The sequence below is a fragment of the Lacinutrix sp. WUR7 genome (assembly GCF_016864015.1).
Lineage (GTDB): Bacteria > Bacteroidota > Bacteroidia > Flavobacteriales > Flavobacteriaceae > Oceanihabitans.
Genome location: NZ_CP045067.1, coordinates 2904247 through 2924829, shown reverse-complemented (window position 1 = coordinate 2924829; position 20583 = coordinate 2904247). Strand labels below are relative to the sequence as shown.

The 20583-nt window shown below is 33.0% G+C and carries 20 protein-coding genes; 5 read left to right on the top strand and 15 right to left on the bottom strand.

Features of this window, described 5'->3' with window-relative positions; all coding sequences use genetic code 11:
• Window positions 1-41: 41 nt before the first annotated feature.
• The gene (locus FG167_RS12815; RefSeq protein WP_203458635.1) at window positions 42-1517 is read left to right on the top strand and encodes a helix-turn-helix domain-containing protein; all 1476 of its coding nucleotides are present in this window, start codon (window positions 42-44) and stop codon (window positions 1515-1517) included.
• A gap of 182 nt (window positions 1518-1699) precedes the next feature.
• Here the strand turns inward: FG167_RS12815 and FG167_RS12810 are convergent, their stop codons facing one another.
• The 9 genes from FG167_RS12810 to FG167_RS12770 form a co-directional block, all read right to left on the bottom strand.
• A complete protein-coding gene (locus FG167_RS12810; protein ID WP_203458634.1) occupies window positions 1700-2209 on the bottom strand; it encodes a hypothetical protein in 510 nt (169 codons plus the stop codon).
• 23 nt (window positions 2210-2232) lie between these two features.
• Window positions 2233-3939, bottom strand: a complete 1707-nt coding sequence (locus FG167_RS12805) for a hypothetical protein (protein ID WP_203458633.1) — start codon at window positions 3937-3939, stop codon at window positions 2233-2235.
• A 92-nt stretch (window positions 3940-4031) separates the two neighbouring features.
• On the bottom strand, window positions 4032-4565 hold the full coding sequence (locus tag FG167_RS12800; protein WP_203458632.1) for a hypothetical protein: 534 nt from the start codon (window positions 4563-4565) through the stop codon (window positions 4032-4034).
• Between the two features lie 64 nt (window positions 4566-4629).
• Window positions 4630-5865 (bottom strand): DUF6638 family protein, encoded by a 1236-nt coding sequence (locus FG167_RS12795; protein ID WP_203458631.1) that lies wholly within the window; start codon window positions 5863-5865, stop codon window positions 4630-4632.
• A gap of 60 nt (window positions 5866-5925) precedes the next feature.
• Window positions 5926-6513, bottom strand: a complete 588-nt coding sequence (locus tag FG167_RS12790) for an NUDIX domain-containing protein (protein ID WP_203458630.1) — start codon at window positions 6511-6513, stop codon at window positions 5926-5928.
• Window positions 6514-6600: 87 nt separating this feature from the next.
• Window positions 6601-7026 (bottom strand): hypothetical protein, encoded by a 426-nt coding sequence (locus tag FG167_RS12785; RefSeq protein ID WP_203458629.1) that lies wholly within the window; start codon window positions 7024-7026, stop codon window positions 6601-6603.
• Window positions 7027-7031: 5 nt separating this feature from the next.
• Window positions 7032-8987 carry an AAA family ATPase gene (locus tag FG167_RS12780; protein ID WP_203458628.1) on the bottom strand — a complete coding sequence of 652 codons (1956 nt, stop codon included), beginning with the start codon at window positions 8985-8987 and terminating at the stop codon, window positions 7032-7034.
• A gap of 133 nt (window positions 8988-9120) precedes the next feature.
• On the bottom strand, window positions 9121-10167 hold the full coding sequence (locus tag FG167_RS12775) for a hypothetical protein (protein WP_203458627.1): 1047 nt from the start codon (window positions 10165-10167) through the stop codon (window positions 9121-9123).
• A 192-nt stretch (window positions 10168-10359) separates the two neighbouring features.
• Window positions 10360-11703, bottom strand: coding sequence for a microtubule-binding protein (locus tag FG167_RS12770; protein WP_203458626.1), 1344 nt, complete (start codon window positions 11701-11703; stop codon window positions 10360-10362).
• A gap of 171 nt (window positions 11704-11874) precedes the next feature.
• Between FG167_RS12770 and FG167_RS12765 the strand changes: the two genes are divergently transcribed.
• The 3 genes from FG167_RS12765 to FG167_RS12755 all read left to right on the top strand — a co-directional run bounded on the left by FG167_RS12765 (window position 11875) and on the right by FG167_RS12755 (window position 13183).
• Window positions 11875-12660 carry an MBL fold metallo-hydrolase gene (locus FG167_RS12765; RefSeq protein ID WP_203458625.1) on the top strand — a complete coding sequence of 262 codons (786 nt, stop codon included), beginning with the start codon at window positions 11875-11877 and terminating at the stop codon, window positions 12658-12660.
• An 82-nt stretch (window positions 12661-12742) separates the two neighbouring features.
• A complete protein-coding gene (locus FG167_RS12760; protein WP_203458624.1) occupies window positions 12743-12979 on the top strand; it encodes a hypothetical protein in 237 nt (78 codons plus the stop codon).
• A complete protein-coding gene (locus FG167_RS12755; protein WP_203458623.1) occupies window positions 12980-13183 on the top strand; it encodes a hypothetical protein in 204 nt (67 codons plus the stop codon). It begins immediately after the preceding gene.
• A 52-nt stretch (window positions 13184-13235) separates the two neighbouring features.
• Here FG167_RS12755 and ettA read toward each other — a convergent pair whose 3' ends face one another.
• From ettA to FG167_RS12725, 6 genes are all read right to left on the bottom strand, one after another.
• Entirely contained in the window at window positions 13236-14927 is a 1692-nt protein-coding gene (ettA, locus tag FG167_RS12750; protein ID WP_203458622.1) for an energy-dependent translational throttle protein EttA, read from the bottom strand.
• 66 nt (window positions 14928-14993) lie between these two features.
• Complete coding sequence (locus tag FG167_RS12745) at window positions 14994-15176, bottom strand: CAL67264 family membrane protein (RefSeq protein ID WP_055444644.1); 183 nt, start codon at window positions 15174-15176, stop codon at window positions 14994-14996.
• A 118-nt stretch (window positions 15177-15294) separates the two neighbouring features.
• Window positions 15295-17319, bottom strand: a complete 2025-nt coding sequence (locus tag FG167_RS12740; RefSeq protein ID WP_203458621.1) for an NADPH-dependent 2,4-dienoyl-CoA reductase — start codon at window positions 17317-17319, stop codon at window positions 15295-15297.
• Window positions 17320-17447: 128 nt separating this feature from the next.
• The gene (locus FG167_RS12735; RefSeq protein WP_203458620.1) at window positions 17448-17885 is read right to left on the bottom strand and encodes a MarR family winged helix-turn-helix transcriptional regulator; all 438 of its coding nucleotides are present in this window, start codon (window positions 17883-17885) and stop codon (window positions 17448-17450) included.
• A gap of 2 nt (window positions 17886-17887) precedes the next feature.
• Window positions 17888-18418 carry an NADPH-dependent FMN reductase gene (locus FG167_RS12730; protein ID WP_203458619.1) on the bottom strand — a complete coding sequence of 177 codons (531 nt, stop codon included), beginning with the start codon at window positions 18416-18418 and terminating at the stop codon, window positions 17888-17890.
• Between the two features lies 1 nt (window position 18419).
• Window positions 18420-18776, bottom strand: a complete 357-nt coding sequence (locus FG167_RS12725; RefSeq protein WP_203458618.1) for a DoxX family protein — start codon at window positions 18774-18776, stop codon at window positions 18420-18422.
• A gap of 146 nt (window positions 18777-18922) precedes the next feature.
• On the opposite strand from FG167_RS12725, the gene FG167_RS12720 reads away from it, so the two are divergent.
• The gene (locus tag FG167_RS12720) at window positions 18923-20551 is read left to right on the top strand and encodes an acyl-CoA carboxylase subunit beta (RefSeq protein ID WP_203458617.1); all 1629 of its coding nucleotides are present in this window, start codon (window positions 18923-18925) and stop codon (window positions 20549-20551) included.
• The last annotated feature ends 32 nt before the right edge of the window (window positions 20552-20583 follow it).

Sequence of the window (20583 nt, the reverse complement as noted above, 5' to 3'; positions counted from 1 at the left end):
TTATAAAGTTCGCAATATTTTGTATCTTTGATTTTATAATTATGGAAGAAGAATATATAAAGCTCATATTTGGCTTGAAACTCAAGCAAATACGTACAGACAAGGATTTATCGCTTTTTGGTTTATCGAAACTTTCTGGACTTTCAAAATCGTATTTAAACGAAATTGAAAAAGGAAAAAAATATCCAAAACCGGATAAAATCGCAACACTTTCGGAGAAATTAGATATCCCTTATGATCAAATGGTATCTCTAAAACTAGATAAGAACCTCGCTCCTATTGGTGAGATTCTTCAGTCCAAGATTTTAAAAGAAATTCCGTTAGAAGTCTTCGGAATCAAAGAAAGTACCTTGATAGAAATTGTAGCGAATGCTCCTGCAAAAGTGAATGCTTTTATAAGTACCATTATTGAAATTGCACAGCATTATAACTTTAGTAAGGAAAGTTTTTACTTAGCTTCGCTTCGTTCATACCAAGAAGCAAATAATAATTATTTTAATGATTTAGAGGAAAGTGTTATTGCTTTCGCTAAAGCCTATCAAATCGATCTAACGCAACCGATTACTTCTAAAGACCTGGAAGATATTTTAGTGGAAGAATACGGTTATACCATTCATAATAACGAATTAGACAAACATAAAAGCTTAGATAATTTGCGTTCTGTGTTTGTGCCGAAAAACAAAAACTTACTATTAGCAAGTGAAATTGATGATGCACAACGTACTTTTATTTACGCGAAAGAATTGGCTTATAATTATTTAAAATTAGAAGATAGATTATACACGTTCTCTTGGATTAAATTTGAGAATTTTGATCAGGTGCTAAATAATTTTTATGCTTCGTATTTTGCAGGAGCATTAATTTTACCAAAAGCATTAATCACAGAAAAACTAAAAACTATTTTTAATAAAAAGACTTTTGACACTTCGCTTTTTGAAAAAACAATGCAAAGTTTTAATGCTTCGCCAGAATCTTTTTACCAACGTTTAACGAATATTCTACCTAAAGAATTTAATATTCAGAATTTATTCTTTTTACGATTTACGCATAAAGCTGGAACCGATAAATATCATCTTAAAAAAGAGCTACATTTATCGCATCAACATTCTCCTCGTGCCAATGAAACCAATGAAAGTTATTGTCGACGTTGGGTTTCTTTACATGTATTAAAAGAAATTAGCAACAACAATAAAGAACATGTTTTTGATATGCAAATATCGAATTACCCAAGTGATAATATGAAGTATTTAGTGCTTTCCTCGGCCACTAAAGATCCGTTTAGAGAAAACCATTACCGAAGTATCAGTATTGGATTACTAATAAATAAACAACTTCTTAAGAAGCTTCAGTTTGCGGAAAACAAAAAGATAATAACGCAAGATGTTGGTGTTACTTGTGAACGTTGCGCCATTCAAAATTGTGAAGTACGAAAAGCGCCAGCTATATTTTTAGACAGAATAGAAAAGAATAATCAGATTGAAAAGGTGGTTGCCGAATTAAATGAGAGGTTTAGTTAGTAAACAATTGTTTCACTGCGTTTTACAAATCCTCTGAATTTCTTTACCCGGAAATCCACCTCCTGTTAACTAAAAGGAAGTGACAGTTCTAACAACATGTATCTAATTATTTATGCTCTCCTCTTATTTTAACAGTCGAATGAATTTTGATTTTCCGTAAAGAAAATCGGAAGAAATAGGAGTTAAAAATTACTTACCAATAAACCCAACTCTTTACAGAATGCATTATTATTTTCACACAAAATATAGGTAGTATTAAATAATAAATCCTTTGCTTCTTTATTTTCGGGACTTAAATTGTGCGCTAGTTTGAATTCAGAATATGCTCCAATAATATTATTATTCTGCAAACGACTTTTCCCCGATTTCATTAAAAACAAAAAAGCTTCTTTATTAAAGACTTCTATTCTTTTGGTTTTTTGGTGTTGTACTTTCCTTGCATGTTCTAAAAACGCAGGTTTTTTCACAAACACAACAACCACGAAGAAACTTAAAAGCAATAAGGAAAAAATAATATAAAAATTACCAACCGGTTTTGAAGGCTGTAATTTAAAAGTCCTACTGTATTTTGGTAAGGCAGTAAATGTTTTTTTAGGCTCTACAGAAAATGGCTTACGAGGTTGCATTCCATAAATCCATTGCTGTAAACCCATTCCCATGTAACCCATAATATACTTTATATTATAAGTCATTCAGAATAATAAAATGTTACAAACTAATCCTCTTTAATCACTTCTTTCAATCCCTTAATAGAATCAATCTGACGTTGTAACTTTTCAATTTGCAACGACTCTTTATCTACAGCAGGAATAGATTTTATAGAATCTAAAATCTTTTGTGCGGTTTCTATGGTTTTTGTTTCGTCTACAAAATAGTAACCAATACCTTCACTTGCTCTCCAAGCTTCGTTTAATTGGTCGTACACTGTTTTCTCCCATTGACTTGGGTGTTTTGCATCAATCCAAACGACATCTCTGTACTCGCTGTCTATTAAAGCTAAATCTGGAGTTGCAGAACCATCAAATTGCGCGCTTTCATCTCTAATAGCAGAAACAGTTCCTAAGAAAAACATACGTTTTCTACCAGCGATATCCTTAATATATGGTCTAAATTCTACGGGTTTATTAACCGACCAATCGTATTCTTTTCTAGACTCTATTACTTTTAAAGGCATTGCCGAAACTCCTGCATACCCTTGTTTTTTTGAAGCATGATCATAATAATACAAAGCATCAGTACCATCTGCAGGAACAAATACACTATAAGTTAAACTGGTACGTTCATCACCAACGGGCTCTAAACCGAACCAGTGATATAAACCACTATATGCACTTACTTTGGTATCTGAGAAATCGAAATCGGTTACAAATGGTTGCTGATTTTGATCGTTTGGCAAATTCGGAATCTTAACAGCCGTTTTCATGTTCCATGGTAATGGATCACTAAATCCGCCAAGAAACTTTAAAGATTCTGCTTGTAAACGAGAAACTTTTTCCGATAAGGTATTCTGCTTCGTTAAATACGGATGGTTTTGCATTTCTTCAGGTGAAATAAAAGTTCCTTTACCAATAGTAACACGTTCTAGATAATCGTTAAAATCGTGTTCTCCACTATCTACAACCATAACACCACCAAATGTTGGATATGGAAATAAGAAACCTTTCCACTTAATTAAACTTACCACTTCGACCCATTTACCGGAATCATTTTTCATATAAAACGTATCGCTTGGTTCGTAATTAAATAGCATCCAAGGATTAAAACGCTGCACTACTGCATTGTATGTATTTCTACTAAACTTTAAAGATTCGCCAATAGAAAAAGTTACCGAAATTCTGTTTTCACTAGAAAAACGAGGAAAAGGTGTGGTACTGGATACCGCAAAAACTTCTTCGGTATTATCGCTCATTCCTTGCCAAACGTATTTCTCTGTTGGTTGGATTGCCATAGTCCATTTATTTAAGCCATCCACTCTAACTAAATGAGGCAAAGAAACATCTTTGGTTTCTCCAACACTTTCGTTAGCCATAGAATAAATATTTCTTAAAGGCTGAATACGTTCGTTTTGCGTTAAAGGCAATTCGTTAATTTCTATTTTATTGAGATTATTAAAAACGTTGTATGTTTTCATATAATCGTACATTTTAAAATGCCAACCTGCAATATAAAGAATCCCAAAAAACAGCATCATCATTACCAAAACACCAATTCGTGTTCCTCCTGAAGCCGAATTTCTAAATCTTCGTAAACCAAAAAAGAGCACAATGGCACTTAAAAGTATTACAAAAATGTACTTTCTAACAAATAGTAAAGCTGGTTGATAATCGTCACGCAAAACAAATAATGCGATGATTAAAACAAGTAATCCTATAATTACTATTCTTTTTTGCTTTCCTCCTTTTCTCCAGTAGTTTTTAATCATTGAAAATTTATGTTTTCATTCCCATGAAAATGGAAATCTTATTTTTTTGGTTTATTTTTCTTTTATGAGATTCCTGCTTTCGCAGGAATTTGCTACATCAATCCTTTATCCTTCAAACGATCTCTTGCACTTTTCGTTTCCGCCTTTACATCTTCTTTAATCTCTTCTATCTTATCTTCGGTTTTATGAAAAGATTTCTCTCCTTTCTCTTTTAAGTCTTCCATAAAATCTTTTCCTTTTTCAATAGTTTCATGAAAAACATCTTCAATAGATTCGCTTTTCTCATCTATCACTTCTCCTGATTTAAACACAAAATTAGCGATGTATGTTCCTACTAAGGTTCCAACAATCATAGAAGCAAATAAAGAAATAGTCGCAATATCTATAGGAATTAAAAATCGTGCGATAACAATTCCTACTAAAAACAAAGAAGTAATAAACACGATGCGCAACAATAAGGATTGCTGATACACAAAGCCTTTTTTATTACCAGACTTCATTTGCAATTCTTTAGCATTAAATAGTTTATTAAAAAAGCGATATACGCCATTTCCTTGTGATTCTCTCCAATACAAAAGGATTCCGAATAAAATGGATGCGATAAATATGATGAGTTCTAGTGTCATAATCTAAGTTAAAAGTTAAGAGTGAAAAGTTAAAAGTTTCTTCTACTAAATTAGTCTAATTTCTTTAGATATTGTTACTAATTGTTTCTATAACCCAATCTTTCATAGAGTCGCTGTATGTTTGATAGGCTTTATAAAATGCTTCTTTATCGTACCAATATAAAAACAGCACATCTTTAGGTGACACATTAATTAGCAGTTTCCAGATTAAATCTTGGTGTTTTGCATTTAAGGAAGAATGCGGCTGGTGCAATGCATCATAAAACTTTTGATCTACTAAATCATGAATCTTAAAAGCGTTGCTTCGTTCCATTTTTTCCAAATAAATCTCTACGCCATTTACGCGTTTTAAAGCAGCTCCATCGATAGTGTTTAAATATCTTCGAAATAACACATTGTCGTCTAAAATATCTTTTATAGGATGCTTGGTTTCTTTTAATTCCTTATACAGCATCATTTTCTTCACACGACTGTATTGTGGAGTTTTAATGACTTTATCTAAATCACATTCTATGATTACATGATCACGTAATTTCTCCATGAGTTCTGGTTGCTCGATATGATAAATTAGTACGTCGTGAATGGTATCTTTTATCGCTTCTTTATAACTTTCCTTATCTTCGAAAACTACAATTTCACTAATAAAATCTCGCAATACATAAACGCCTCCAAGCGCTCTTGTATAAAATGAGTTTGTTTTAAATTCTAATACTGGTAATTCTAAATCTCTCTGACGTAAATCACCGTAGGTTTTCGCCGAATTTAATAATTGCTGCTGTAAATCTTCGTCTATAAAATTATTACCTCTTTTAAACTTTTCTATCAGTTCAAATTGTTTTTTTTGCACATGATACAATTCATTTATCAAATGAAAATTTATAGAAACCGTATCGTATTTAAGCACATCTAACGGCTCATAAAAAGCATCAATATGTTGATTGAAATCTAAACAAATAGCGCAATCTCTGGTGATATCATTAATTTTAGTTTCGTAAGTACTAAAAACAAATTTCATCATTTCACGATCGAAAGTGTGATACGGAATGTACACTGGTTTTCCTTTTTGTAATGGTGTAATGATGATTCCGTGCGGATTTGCATCGCCATGATTTAGGTAATGCATGTCCTTTTTTTCTGCAGCTATTTCCGGACTCCAACCAATTCCGTCGATAGAAAAACGAGTGAGCGAAGTAGCATCAAACCCTAATTTCACTAGGCATTTGTTGTAACGCTCTACTAATTTTCCACTTATTGGAATTAGTTCGCTTTGGTATAAATTTGCGTTTTTTAATTTTTGCATCTTGTTTCGGTGAAAACGGTAATCTGGTTACTATTATTTTTTTATTCATGAGATTCCTGCCTACGCAGGAATTAACAAATTATGTATTTGTGCATATTGCAATAACATAATTGTTTTTGCATCCAGAATGGTTTGATTGTTCATCATCTCAATAGCTTTAGTAAAAGGAACTTCCATAACTTCAATTTCTTCATTTTCGCTTTCTAATCCGCCACCTTCATTTACTTGCATGACATCTGTATATGCTGCAACAAACAAATACATTTTTTCGGTAACGGCTCCTGGAGAAGTGTACGCTTCTAAAACCTTGGTTGCTTTTGGTATTTTATAACCAACTTCTTCTTCCACTTCTCTAATTATACAAACTTCGGGAGCTTCATTATTATCTATTGCTCCTGCGCAAACTTCGATGGACATGCCTTCGTTTTTGTTGTTTGCATAGGCTGGCATTCGGAATTGTTTCGTCAAAATAACTGTCCCTTTTTCTTTGTTGTATAATAAAATACACGCGCCGTTGCCTCTATCGTAACTTTCTCTAGATACGCGTTTCCAACTGCCATCGTTAAATTGATAATCGTAATCGATTTGATTTAAAGTAGCCCATCCATTGGAAAGTATTTTGTTTGTTATGTTTTTTAGTTTGTTCATTTTGTTTCCTTATTTCCGCTTCGTAAAATATAGACTTAAGAATTTTTAATATTTAAATTCTATAAAAATTGAAATCTAATTAACTGTCTAATTAATAATTTGTATAATTCCGATTATAGACAAAACTATCATAACTCCCAATAAAAACATAAAACTCCAACCTACTAAATTATCCTTAAAACTGCTTTTATAAGGTTTAGAAATATTTATTTCGCTTCTGTTCTTATAAATTGGCTGAATTAATGAACACATATCTTTTATGTCATAACCCAACCAATCTTTTCCCTCAATTTTTATTACTTCGTTTTTTTCTTTTAAATTATTCATAGTTTTTAGACTTATCAACAATTCTTTAGCAAACAGGACAATACCATCTTTATTGGTTCTAATACAAGCAGAAAACTCTTCTCCTTTAGTATTAACGCGTTCATAATCTAGATCAAAATATCCATGTTCTTCCGAACCATTAATTTCTAGAATATCAATGATTTTATTTAATTCTTCATCTTTCATAAACCTTACTTCCCAAAAGTCTCTCTTGCTTTTAGATCTATATTCATTTGATTTACTCTTGCATCTACTTTTCGTTTAAAGTCGGTATCTGCAATGGTTGCCACATTATCTAAATAGCGTACTACTTCTTGTCTTCTTATTTCTGAAAAATCTAAACCTTTCATATTGGCACGCATTAATTCTTGCAGCATATTGAATTTGGTATCGTAATCTTTTTTGAAATAGATTTCCGGATTATCAAACCAATCTTCTTCTAAATCGAAATCGGTTAAACGCAGCGAAACAGCACTTTGAATATTACGCACATCACGAGAAGAAAAGAATGGAAATATCTTTTGAATCTCCATATACAGATTCGCATAAAATAAATGATGGTTGGTTTTAAAATGTTTTTCTACTTTACCATAGGCATCTAAAACTCGCTGTTCTGTTGGTTTGTTAGAAACATTTAGAATTTCTCCCATACTTTTTGCTAAACCTTGATCTTGCAGATAACTATAGTTTTCTGGACCTTGCATGTTTACAAAATTTGGCATGGTAGTATCTAATTTTCGCCACCACAAATGATCTTGATCTAAAAAGTCGTGTTCGGTTCTTGCTCCATCAATTTTAAATCGTCCTTGTACACGAGAAATAACCGCTTTATCTAACATCTCTGGAAGATTGGTAAATAAACCTACCGAACTATTTCCATAATTCACAGCATAAGCACCTTCTGTGTACCTTAAAAATACACCAATTACTTCTTTAACTCCTGCCGAAACACCTTGTGCTGTACGTTCTTGCAGATTATTTTCGGCATCATCAATTGGTGCAAAAATTAATTTGGTAGGATCTTGTAAAGGCTTCATCCACTCTACCATTTTCTCAGCAGAACCACCTTGAAACGTACTAATTAACGTGTCTGGCATTGGGTGAAACAAAAACGGGATATCTAAATTATCGCAATGCATTTTTAATCGTGTGGCAATAGCTGCAATAAGCATACTCTTTCCCGTTCCCGGAATTCCGTACCCCATAAAAACAGGCATAAAACCACCAAGTTCTTGAAACGGATTCTTTTTTTCTTCAAAATCGTAACTCAGCATACGTTCTGTTAAACGTCTTGCAAAGTGTTTTGCATCTCTGTTTCCAACAATTTGTTCGAATTCTATTTTATTGAATTCGATACTTTTTGCGGTTCCTTGAAATACATTATCCCAACCAGAAACTGCAAAATCACTTTTTTCTAGTTTATAGGTTCTATCGACAATGGTTTCGGTGTATTCTAAACTACTTTTTCGGAGTTGAATTTCATCGATTAATGCTTCAAAATAAACCACTGTAAAATCGATGACATCTTTATCCGATTTTATAATATCTGGATGCGAAAGGTATTTATCATAATAAAACAACTGACAAGCAATTCCTTTTAAAGGTGAAATCAAAGAGACTTCTGGAATGCCTGCAAACTTTTGCTTCATAACCGATAGATCGTCGGAAGCATGTGGTTTTAAATCGTATAAAATTTTATAAGCAGTAGCAAAAAGCATATATGCCGTTGCGGTGTGCATTTTACTTTCGTATTCTCGTTTTCCGTCACTATCTAAAGCAGATCTATTATCTATCAAAGTAGATAAACCAGATGCGTCGTAAAAACTATCTTTTATCCAAATACCCAATGTAATTCCTTCTTGAACTGCGTAAAGCGTGTGATTTAAATGAATAGGAATTGCTACAGATTCTGGCAACAAACGCTTTTTTAAAGCTAAAATCGTTTTAGAAACAGACGTTAAACTCACATTGCTTCCGTTATTTGCTCGTGACAAATACAGTAATATGGATTCGTCTTTTGCGTCCTTATCTTTATTTTTTGCACGTTGGCTTTGTTCCCATTGCACCGATTTTATATAACTAGTTGCTTCGTCACGAAGCATATCTAATTCATTTTGTTTTATTGGGAATGTTGAGTTGTGTTCCATTTTATTAGTTTTCAGTCTCAGTCGCAGTAAACAGTTGCTTACGCTGCACTACTTTATTTATCTAAAACTGTTTGTTATTATTATGTAATACTATCGCAATACTGAAAACGGAGACTGCGACTGTACACTTATCTTATTTATCCACGATCAATTCTGAAATCTGAATCGGAGCTTTCGCCAACTTATTCATGATTTCTGGTGTTTTATTATATAGTAATTGTATGATTCTATGTGGCGCAAATACGTAACGTTGTCTAAAAATAGCATCCCATTTTTGAAAGGTTTGCTTACTAAAGAAACTACCTTCTTTAAATTCGCTTTCTGACTTGAGTTCATCTATTTTAAAAGAAATGGCATAGGAATTTAACGGAATGGTTTTACTCGCAATACCTTCTAAAATAGCGTGTGTTACTTGATTTTCATCTTTTGCAAACACATTATGTATTGGTCCTAAATCCACACGTTTTATTAATTTAGGAAACACTTTTGGTAAGCGTTTATCAATACCATACGCCATGGTATCTAGATTCATGTCTCTATCTGCAACGGTTTTAAGCGTCTTGTAGATTTCGTCTCTTTCTTTTTGCACATCGCTACCATCATAATCAAAATACATATAGCAAATAAATGGTCGGTTATGTGATACATCATAAAAACTCCAACTTACTAGATGTTCCCCTGGAGCATTTTCTGGTGCTTCTAATATTTTACCTTGTACAAAACGATTGAATATATATTCTTTTTTTGCCGAAGCGTAATAGACTATGGAAGCTGCTTGAAATAATTTTCGTTTGGATATTGGTTCTTTTTTATGAAGTAGTGTCGTTAAAAATTCTTCTTTTAAAGTTTCAATATTGGTCAGTTTCCCTAAGTATTCTTCGCGTAATTCTAAATCGTTAAATAGATAACGAAATTCTAAATAGTTTGGAAAACCAGAATCTGTTAAATCTACTTTCATGTTTTCCTCATCGTCATACATGTATTTTACACGCATTGCTTCTACCGAATACAATAGTAAATCACTGTATTGTTTAAACAGAAGGATTTCTTGCTCGCTTAATATTTGTTTTTGTTGTACAGCAACTAGGAGTTCTTTAAGTGCAAAATCTACCATTTTGTGATAGAAAACGTATTGCTCTTTGGAGTCGAGTACTGCGGAATCTAAAGGTGTTACTATCATTGTATTGCTATTAGCTTATAGCTTTTGGCTCTTCGTTTAAGGTTACACGAATGTTGCGTTAAGGATGGAACGGTTTGTTTGAGCTCCTCGCAGAGAGCGAGTAGTGAGAGCCTGACCCTCTGAAGCTTTTCAGCGAAAGAGGGAAACGCCCAACTTCGCTTTAAAAGCTACGTTGGACATGCCATCTTTAAACTATCCTAATAAATCGTCGTCGTTAGCTTCTGGTTTAGGAGCATCTGCAGGTTCATCTCCTCCACCTGAAGGTGCATTTGCATCTGCATTGTAATAATCTTCAAAAATTTCTTTCATATCGATTCCGTAACGTTCTGCAAAGTTCTTTTGGATTGCTGAATCTTTAGCTCTAATCTCGCTTAAAGCCTCTGCATAACTACCATAAACACCTTGCATTACTTTTTCATGCACCGGAATATTATCCATCATTTCTTGACGTGCTTTTGCACTTGCTGTATGCATAGATGCTAAAGTTTCCCCAATATGCTCATCGGTTTTCACACCTAAATGTTCTAAAATAGCAGCGAATTCTTGATCTGTTCTTGCTTTTAATGCAACAACATAACCATCGTAATATTTAAGACGCTCGTCAGTATCACTCTTTAATTTTGCACGATGCGTTTGTAAATTACTACGTAAAGAAGTTAATACTTTAATCGTTAAATTATGCTTGTGTACAAAACTGTCTTTAGAAGCGGCAAGGGTTGTGTATGCGTTTTTAAGTCCTTCTAACTCTTCCACTTTTTGCTCTAGAATTGTTACTGCCGATAATGCTTTGGAGTATTCTTCCGATTGCTTATCTGCTACTTCTTCTAGTGCTTGACGTGCTTGTTTTAATAACGCGTATTGCTCTTCTAGTTTATCTTCTACTTCTTTCTTTTTCTGTAGTGCTTTTGTATGGTTATTGGAAGCTTCTACAATAGCTGTTTTAAGGCTCTCTTCTACTTCTTTAATTTCAATTTCCCTGTCTTTTAAGCGTTTTACTGCTGCCTGACTTTTAAAAGAAAGCTCGTTTAGTAAGGTTTGTACATCTGCGCTTTCTATACGTTGTTGAAATAATGCTTTTGCTTTATTGTCTGCTTCGTCACGTGTTTTTTGTGCTTGTTGCAGTTCTTGTTCTGCATCTTTTATTTTTCCTTTTCTTCCCCAAAGGTTATTCCAAAAAGTATCTGGTTTAGCGTTTGCATCTTCTAGTTCTACTTTTGCACGCTCTAAACGTTTAATAGCGTCGTCTATAATTTTTTGTTCTATTGGGTTTAATGCTGAAAAACCTTCGAACATAATACCAACTTCGTCTTGATAGTCGGTTAAATCTTTAATCGCATCTAATAATGTAGTTCTGTCTTTTTCTGCCATGTCTACAACATTATCTAATGTGGCATTTAAGATTTTCTGACGACTTTCTGGATCATCTTCTTGTGCCAGCTTAGACTTCATTTGGTCTATGGCTTTTCCCCAATTTACATCTACCTTCTCTGTTTTCTCGTTGGAGCTTGTTTCTAATAAATCAAAATCATCAGACATATTGTGTTGTGTGTTTTAAGTTGAACTATATTTGGATAAGCAATTTCGATAAAAAATATCAGTATCTAAAACGAAATCGTTTAAAATATAAGTAGCTAATCATAATGTTTTGTTACATATTTAATTAATTGCTTTTCGATTATTATCTTTAACTCTAATATATGCATAGTTATGAAAAACACATTTACACTACTTATTATTACCCTTTTATCTTTTTCTAGTTGTAAAAACGAAAGCCAAAAAACCACAGAATTAACAACTAAAACAGAAGTAAGCACAGCGGTTAAAACGGAAATAGAAAGCGACTTAAAAATTACGCCAATAAATCATGCAACTATGGTTTTAGAGTATGGAGATACTGTGATTTATACAGATCCTGTTGGTGGATCGGATGCTTTTAAAGGTCAAAAGAAACCAACCATTGTCTTAATAACAGATATTCATGGTGATCATTTAAGTGAAGAAACATTAGAGGCTCTAGATTTAAGTAATGCTATTGTTGTTATGCCAAAAGCAGTTGCCGAAAAATTACCAGAACTAAATGCTATAGAGCATATTATTCTAGATAATGGTAAAACAACAACCGTTAAAAAACATACTATTGAAGCCATACCTATGTATAATTTAAGAGAAGAAGCTTTAAAATTTCACGAAAAAGGAAGAGGAAATGGTTATGTCATTACTCTTGGAGAAGAACGTATTTATATTTCTGGTGACACGGAGGATATTCCAGAAATGCGTGCTTTAAAAGATATTGATAAAGCTTTTGTTTGCATGAACTTACCATATACCATGCCTATTGAAAGTGCTGCAAATGCTGTTTTAGCATTTAAACCAAAACAAGTGTATCCTTATCATTTTAGAGGCACTGAAGGTTTTAGCGATGTGGTATTGTTTAAAACTATGGTTAATAATAGTAATAAGAATATAGAAGTTATACAGTTGAATTGGTATTAATATTTTAATAATGAACACATTACTTAAAATGTTTTTTATATATTTGAACCTGATTACGCCCAAAAACAATCTATAACGAATCATGATAACTTCACATTTTATTGCTTTAATAAAACAAACTAGTGTAGTTACTCTTTTAAGTATTAGCGTTATTTTCTTTTCTATTGTATTAATTGTTGTTTTAAGAAAATCTTATAAATTAAAATCTGAAAACGAAAAACTAATGAAAGCTACAGATCATTTATTAGATGATGACGACAAAGAATATACAGATTTTACAGAAGGACATTTGTATAGTAAAACGACTAAAAAAGAATAAATGATGGAAATTATATGTACCACTATTTTTGTTGTGGCATTTTTAGTTTTAGCTTTTTTTATAAAGAAAGATCTATATTGTTATGAACATGAGTCTGATATAGTTCGTGAATTGGATGCCTTTGACAAAAATATTACTGAAATAAATGATCTTACAAATATTCCAGATTACCAATTAGGCTCAGGCCATTTGTACAAAAAATAAAGAATAAAAAAACCTGCATTTAGCAGGTTTTTTTATTCTTAATATTTACAAATTAGCGCACTAACTTTTTATACTTAATTCTTTTCGGCATTAAATCACCACCAAGACGTTTCTTTTTATTTTCTTCATATTCACTAAATCCACCTTCAAAGAAATAGACTTGACTATCTCCTTCAAAAGCAAGAATATGAGTACAAATTCTATCTAAAAACCATCTATCGTGACTAATTACTACGGCACAACCTGCAAAGTTTTCTAAACCTTCTTCTAATGCACGTAATGTATTTACATCTAAATCATTGGTTGGCTCATCTAAAAGTAATACGTTTCCTTCTTCTTTAAGTGTCATGGCAAGGTGCAAACGGTTACGTTCACCACCAGAAAGTAGTTTTACTTTTTTGTTTTGCTCACCACCAGAAAAATTAAATCGGCTTAAATATGCTCTAGAATTGACTTCCTTTCCACCCATCATTACCAATTCCTGCTCATCACTAAAGTTTTGCCAAATTGTTTTTTCAGGATCTATATTAGAATGCTTTTGATCTACATAAGCGATTTTTGCTGTTTCTCCGACTTTAAATTCACCTTTGTCTGGTGTTTCTTCTCCCATAATCATACGGAAAATAGTGGTTTTACCAGCTCCATTAGGTCCAATAACACCAACAATACCTGCTTGCGGTAAACTGAAGTTTAAATCTTCATAAAGTAGTTTATCATCATAGGCTTTACTAATACCAATAGAATCGATAACATTTGTTCCTAAACGCGGACCATTAGGAATGTAGATTTCTAACTTTTCGTCCAGCTGTTTTTGATCTTGACTCATCAGTTTGTCATAATTCTTCAAACGCGCTTTTTGTTTGGTTTGACGACCTTTGGCACCTTGACGAACCCATTCTAACTCACGTTCTAATGTTTTTTGACGTTTAGAAGCTGTTTTACTTTCTTTTGCCATACGTTTCGATTTCTGATCTAACCATGAAGAATAGTTTCCTTTCCAAGGAATTCCTTCACCTCTATCTAGTTCTAAAATCCAACCTGCAACATTATCTAAAAAGTATCTATCGTGCGTTACAGCAATTACAGTACCTTTATATTGTGCTAAGTGATGCTCTAACCAATGTACAGATTCTGCATCCAAGTGATTGGTAGGCTCATCTAATAACAATACGTCTGGCTCTTGTAAAAGCAAACGACATAAAGCTACTCTACGACGCTCTCCTCCAGAAAGTACACTTATCTTTTTGTCTCCATCTGGAGTACGCAAAGCATCCATTGCAATTTCTAGTTTAGTATCTAGTTCCCAAGCATTAGCAGCATCAATTTGATCTTGAAGTTCCGCTTGACGGTTCATTAGCTTTTCCATTTTATCGGCATCGCTATATACTTCTTCTAATCCAAACTGGTCGTTAATACGATTATATTCATCAAGAATGGCAACTGTTTCTGCGGCACCTTCTCTAACAATTTCCATAACGGTTTTATCTTCATCCAGTTGTGGCTCTTGTTCTAAATAACCAACCGTGTAGCCTGGTGAAAAAACAACATCCCCTTGATAATTTTTATCTATTCCAGCAATAATTTTAAGCAAAGTAGATTTACCAGAACCATTAAGTCCTAATATTCCAATTTTTGCTCCGTAAAAAAAGCTTAAATAAATATTTTTTAAAACTGGTGTTTGTGCACTTGGAAACGTCTTGGTTAAACCAGACATTGAAAAAATTACTTTTTTATCGTCACTCATAATATTTTTACGTTGTATAATATATTGATATACTTTTTTATTCTTAAATTCAGTAAAAAGTTAGAATTACATTCTTCCTTTTAAAGCATTAAATACCCATGCAATAGAGAAAAATCCTATTCCTACTGCTGCGAATCCCCAGCCTGCTACATCATCATATCTAAATGCTCCTAAAGCAATTAATGCTAAACCAACAAAAATCATAATCCATGTAGCCCAAGCTAATACTGTATTTTTATTCATTGCCATTTTCTATTTCCATTTTAGTTAGTATACAAATATCGGTTTTTTGTTAGTTTAATAACCAATAGTACTAGATAATTTTTACACCGTTTACGAATTATATTCTATATAAAAATGGCTTTCCTTATAAAGAAGCAGCTAATCGTGCACCTTGATTTATGGCTCTTTTTGCATCTAATTCGGATGCAAAATCTGCTCCACCAATAACATGCACCTTTTTATTTGCATCTAATAATGGTTGATATAACTCTTTAAATGGCGTTTGTCCTGCACAGATAACAATAGTATCTACTTCTAAAATTTTTGATTCTTCATTTTGGGTATAATGCAAACCTTTGTCCGTAATTTTATCATAAGACACTTCTCCAATAAACTGTACTTTCTTCTTTTTTAAAGTAGATCTATGAATCCAACCGGTAGTTTTTCCTAAGTTTCCTCCAAATTTACCTTTACTCCTTTTAAACATAAAAATCTCTCTTGGCGATGGATGAAAAACAGGTTTTACACCTTCTATTCCCGAACGTGCTTTCATTGTTTTATCAATACCCCATTCTTTTAACCATGCATCAATATTTTGTGATGTAGATTCTCCTTCATGAGATAAATATTCAGAAACATCAAAACCAATTCCTCCTGCACCAATTACAGCTACTCGTTTTCCAACAGGTTTTTTGAATTTTAAAACATCGAGATAGCTCAATACTTTTTTATTATCAATCCCTTCTATTTTTAATTGTCTAGGCTTAATTCCCGTAGCTATTATTATTTCGTCAAAATCAGATACGATTAAATCTTCTGTAGTAACTCTCGTGTTTAGTTTTACAGTGACCTTATGCAATTCAATTTGTTTATTAAAATAACGTAACGTTTCGTAAAACTCTTCTTTTCCAGGAATCTGTTTTGCAATATTAAACTGACCACCAATTTCTTTGTCGGCATCAAAAAGCGTCACATCATGTCCTCTTTGCGCTGCAATGGTAGCTGCTGCTAAACCAGCAGGACCTGCACCAACTACTGCAATTTTTTTCTTATTTTCTGTTGGACTATAAACTAACTCGGTTTCATGACAAGCTCTTGGATTTACCAAGCAACTTGCTACTTTACGTTCAAAAACGTGATCTAAGCATGCTTGGTTACAACCAATACATGTATTTATTTCGTCTGCTCTTTCTTGTTCTGCTTTGTTTACCCATTCTGGATCTGCCAAAAACGGACGTGCCATAGAAATCATATCTGCATCTCCATTTGCCAATACTTTTTCTGCAGTTTCTGGCATATTAATTCGGTTAGAAGTAATAAGAGGAATCTTAATTTCTGCTTTCATTTTTTTGGTAACCCAAGTAAATGCCGCTCTGGGAACAGATGTTGCAATGGTTGGAATTCTAGCTTCGTGCCAACCAATACCTGTGTTGATAATAGTTGCACCAGCCTTCTCTATTTCTTTACCAAGTTGTACGACTTCTTCCCAAGTACTTCCTTTCTCTACAAGATCTAACATCGATAATCTGTAGATAATAATAAAATCTGTACCAACTGCTTCTCTAGTACGTTTTACCAATTCAATTGGTAAACGCATACGATTTTCATAAACCCCTCCGTAGTTATCTGTTCTTTTATTGGTTCTTTCTACTAAAAATTCATTGATTAAATAGCCTTCGGAACCCATAATTTCTACACCATCATAACCTGCTTCTTTAGAAAGTCTTGCCGAGTTTACAAAATCTTTAATAGTACGTTTAATACCAGATTGTTTTAGTTTAAAAGGCGTAAACGGCGTTATTGGTGATTTTATTTTAGAAGGAGCTACAATAAAAGGATGATAGCCATAACGGCCAGAATGCAAGATCTGCATACAAATTTTACCACCTTCTTTATGCACAGCATCTGTAATTACTTTATGATGACGTGCATGTTTTTTGGTACTCATTCTGGAAGAAAAAGGACCAGTCCAACCTTGTATGTTAGGAGATATTCCTCCGGTAACAATTAGTCCAACACCTCCTTTTGCTCTTTCGGCATAATAAGCAGCTATTTTATCTAATCCGTTTTTCTCTTCTTCTAAACCGGTATGCATCGAACCCATTAAGATTCTATTCTTTAAAGTAGTAAATCCTAAATCTAACGGTTCAAAAATATGCTTGTATTTCATAATGATCTTTCTAAATTTTGTTATGCGTGCATAATACTTCAAAAATATACAATTTTTTTAAAAAAGTCATATAATGTCGTTATTAAACTTTGATAAGTTACATACAAAATACTGTATTGCTCATCATTCTATCTTATTTTATCTAGTAAATCACTTAATTGAATTGCTTCGTCATCCGTTAGGTTTTTAAGTAAATCTTTACGGTTTGCTTTAGAAATATCTTCTAATAATTTTAGACCTTGGCTTGTAATCTTTATATGCACTACTCTTCTATCACTTGGGCAAGCAATTCGTTCGATAAAATCTTTCGCACAAAGTTTATCCATTAACCGAGTAGTATTCGGAGATTTTTCAACCATCCTTTCTTTAATAGTCTGCACTTTTAAAGCTTCTCCTGCTCCTTTTAAAATTCGTAAAATATTATATTGCTGTGACGAAATTTTAAAGGGCTTGTAAAAAGAATAATGATAACTGTGGATCCAATTTGCCGTAAACATAATGTTAAGCATCGCTTTGATCTTAAGGTTTGGAAATGTAGAATTAAGCTCTTTAGAAATATTTCCCATCCTTAAAGAGATTTACTAAACAAGGCTACTTTTTCAGTAATATCTTTATTTAGTTCTTCATTAATAATCTTTCCATCTACAAAATTATCATTAAACGAAGGCAATGAAAAATCAGCAATAATATTTCCTCCCATAAAAGGAAAACGTCCTTTAGCAATTTCTAAAACAGTTGCTCCTCCTCTTGCTCCTGGAGAAGTTGCCATAAGCAGCATTGGTTTATTGTTCCATAATTTTCCATCCATTCTAGACATCCAATCAAAAATATTTTTAAATGCGGTTGCATAAGCACCATTATGTTCTGCTAAAGAAAGAACAATACCATCCGATGATTTTATCTTCTCTAAAAACGCTTTAGCATTTTCTGGAATACCATGTGCTGTCTCTAAGTCGATACCATAAAGGGGTAATTCAAAATCATTAAGATCTAACACATCAACATTAGCATCTTCCACTAAATTAGCTGCATAAATTGCCAATTGCTTGTTTATAGATTCTTTACTATTACTTCCCGCGAATGCTATTATTTTATTCATATTAGTTTTGTGTTTTTTTGTTAAATATATAAGATACTATTAATAGAACTAGTGCTACTAACGCTGCTGTTTGTCCGCCATCACCAATCATATAATGTGCAAAGAATGCCAAGATGAAGGCAAAGAAAAAACCTGCATAAGCCCATTCTTTAATAATTTTAAAGTTAGGATTCCAAATTGCAAATAACCCTAAAAGTTTCGCTACAGCATAAGGATAAATAATATAAGTTGGGTACCCAAAACTTGTAAACATTTGTGCTACATCATCATGTTTAAAAAAATACATATTAACGGAAAATAACATCAATAATGTTAGTAATCCTGTGGCTACATAAAAAATAATTTTATCTCTTTTCATTTTCAGTTCGTTTTAATTGAAAGCAAATATACTATAAAAACAACATCTCTACCTAGGTACATATTACCATGTAATATTATTTAACAAAACATTCATTTTTTATACAAGGTTTGGTTTTGTAAATTCGTAGCAAATAATTTTTATTCATGGATATCAATTTCAATAAAAACGAAGATCACAATAAACTTCTAGTATCAGATTTAACAAAACGTTTCGCCAAAGTTAAACTTGGTGGCGGACAAAAACGTATTGATAAACATCATGCAAAAGGTAAAATGACCGCTAGAGAGCGTGTCGATTACCTATTAGATTCTAAAGCGAAGTCCATAGAAATTGGTGCTTTTGCAGGAGATGGCATGTATGAAGAACATGGTGGATGTCCTTCAGGAGGAGTAGTTGTTAAAATTGGATACGTAAAAGGAAAGCAATGTGTTGTTGTTGCAAATGATGCTACAGTGAAAGCCGGAGCTTGGTTTCCTATCACAGGAAAAAAGAATTTACGGGCACAAGAAATTTCGATAGAAAACAGATTACCAATAATATACTTAGTAGATTCTGCAGGTGTTTATTTACCAATGCAAGATGAAATTTTTCCAGATAAAGAACACTTCGGACGCATTTTTAGAAACAATGCTGTGATGAGTAGCATGGGAATTACGCAAATTTCTGCAGTTATGGGAAGCTGTGTTGCTGGAGGAGCGTATTTACCTATAATGAGTGACGAGGCCTTAATAGTAGACAAAACAGGAAGTATTTTTCTTGCAGGAAGCTATTTGGTAAAAGCTGCAATTGGTGAAAGTATTGACAACGAAACACTTGGTGGAGCAACTACACATTGTGAAATCTCTGGTGTTACCGATTATAAAGCGAAAGATGATAAAGACGCTTTAGATACTATTAAAAGGCTAATCGATAAAATTGGTGATTATGACAAAGCTGGTTTTAATAGAGCGAAAGCAATAAAACCTTTGGAAAACCAAGAGGATATTTTCGGAATTCTTCCAAAATCGAGAGCAGATCAATATGATATGTTCGAGATTATTAAACGTTTGGTAGACAACTCGGAGTATGACGAATATAAAGCTGGCTACGGAAAATCGATTATCACTGCTTATGCAAGAATTGATGGTTGGGCTGTTGGGATTGTTGCCAATCAGCGAAAACTAGTCAAAAATGCAAAAGGCGAAATGCAGTTTGGTGGTGTGATTTATAATGACAGTGCAGATAAAGCGACGCGTTTTATTGCGAATTGCAATCAGAAGAAAATTCCATTAGTATTTTTACAAGATGTTACTGGTTTTATGGTTGGAAGCAAAAGTGAACATGGAGGAATCATTAAAGATGGTGCAAAAATGGTAAATGCGGTTAGTAACTCTGTAGTTCCAAAATTCACAATTATTATTGGTAATAGTTATGGAGCTGGAAACTACGCTATGTGTGGAAAAGCCTATGACCCAAGACTTATTGTTGCTTGGCCAAGTGCAGAACTTGCCGTAATGAGTGGTAATTCTGCTGCTAAAGTTTTATTACAAATTGAAAAAGCATCCTTACTTAAAAAAGGAGAAGAAATTACACCAGAAAAAGAAGCAGAACTTTTTAATAAAATAAAAGATAGATACGACAATCAAGTATCACCTTATTATGCGGCTTCCAGAATTTGGACAGACGCTGTTATCAATCCATTAGACACCAGAACTTGGATTAGTATGGGAATTGAAGCTGCAGACCATGCTCCTATTGAGAAGAAATTTAATTTGGGCGTTTTGCAGGTATAGAACAACACCTTAAAATAAAAAAAGGCATTTGA

Coding starts and splice junctions, on each gene's coding strand:
- FG167_RS12815 (WP_203458635.1), top strand. CDS start 42: ATGGAAGAAGAATATATAAAGCTCATATTTGGCTTGAAACTCAAGCAA.
- FG167_RS12810 (WP_203458634.1), bottom strand. CDS start 2,209: ATGACTTATAATATAAAGTATATTATGGGTTACATGGGAATGGGTTTA.
- FG167_RS12805 (WP_203458633.1), bottom strand. CDS start 3,939: ATGATTAAAAACTACTGGAGAAAAGGAGGAAAGCAAAAAAGAATAGTA.
- FG167_RS12800 (WP_203458632.1), bottom strand. CDS start 4,565: ATGACACTAGAACTCATCATATTTATCGCATCCATTTTATTCGGAATC.
- FG167_RS12795 (WP_203458631.1), bottom strand. CDS start 5,865: ATGCAAAAATTAAAAAACGCAAATTTATACCAAAGCGAACTAATTCCA.
- FG167_RS12790 (WP_203458630.1), bottom strand. CDS start 6,513: ATGAACAAACTAAAAAACATAACAAACAAAATACTTTCCAATGGATGG.
- FG167_RS12785 (WP_203458629.1), bottom strand. CDS start 7,026: ATGAAAGATGAAGAATTAAATAAAATCATTGATATTCTAGAAATTAAT.
- FG167_RS12780 (WP_203458628.1), bottom strand. CDS start 8,987: ATGGAACACAACTCAACATTCCCAATAAAACAAAATGAATTAGATATG.
- FG167_RS12775 (WP_203458627.1), bottom strand. CDS start 10,167: ATGATAGTAACACCTTTAGATTCCGCAGTACTCGACTCCAAAGAGCAA.
- FG167_RS12770 (WP_203458626.1), bottom strand. CDS start 11,703: ATGTCTGATGATTTTGATTTATTAGAAACAAGCTCCAACGAGAAAACA.
- FG167_RS12765 (WP_203458625.1), top strand. CDS start 11,875: ATGAAAAACACATTTACACTACTTATTATTACCCTTTTATCTTTTTCT.
- FG167_RS12760 (WP_203458624.1), top strand. CDS start 12,743: ATGATAACTTCACATTTTATTGCTTTAATAAAACAAACTAGTGTAGTT.
- FG167_RS12755 (WP_203458623.1), top strand. CDS start 12,980: ATGATGGAAATTATATGTACCACTATTTTTGTTGTGGCATTTTTAGTT.
- ettA (WP_203458622.1), bottom strand. CDS start 14,927: ATGAGTGACGATAAAAAAGTAATTTTTTCAATGTCTGGTTTAACCAAG.
- FG167_RS12745 (WP_055444644.1), bottom strand. CDS start 15,176: ATGGCAATGAATAAAAATACAGTATTAGCTTGGGCTACATGGATTATG.
- FG167_RS12740 (WP_203458621.1), bottom strand. CDS start 17,319: ATGAAATACAAGCATATTTTTGAACCGTTAGATTTAGGATTTACTACT.
- FG167_RS12735 (WP_203458620.1), bottom strand. CDS start 17,885: ATGGGAAATATTTCTAAAGAGCTTAATTCTACATTTCCAAACCTTAAG.
- FG167_RS12730 (WP_203458619.1), bottom strand. CDS start 18,418: ATGAATAAAATAATAGCATTCGCGGGAAGTAATAGTAAAGAATCTATA.
- FG167_RS12725 (WP_203458618.1), bottom strand. CDS start 18,776: ATGAAAAGAGATAAAATTATTTTTTATGTAGCCACAGGATTACTAACA.
- FG167_RS12720 (WP_203458617.1), top strand. CDS start 18,923: ATGGATATCAATTTCAATAAAAACGAAGATCACAATAAACTTCTAGTA.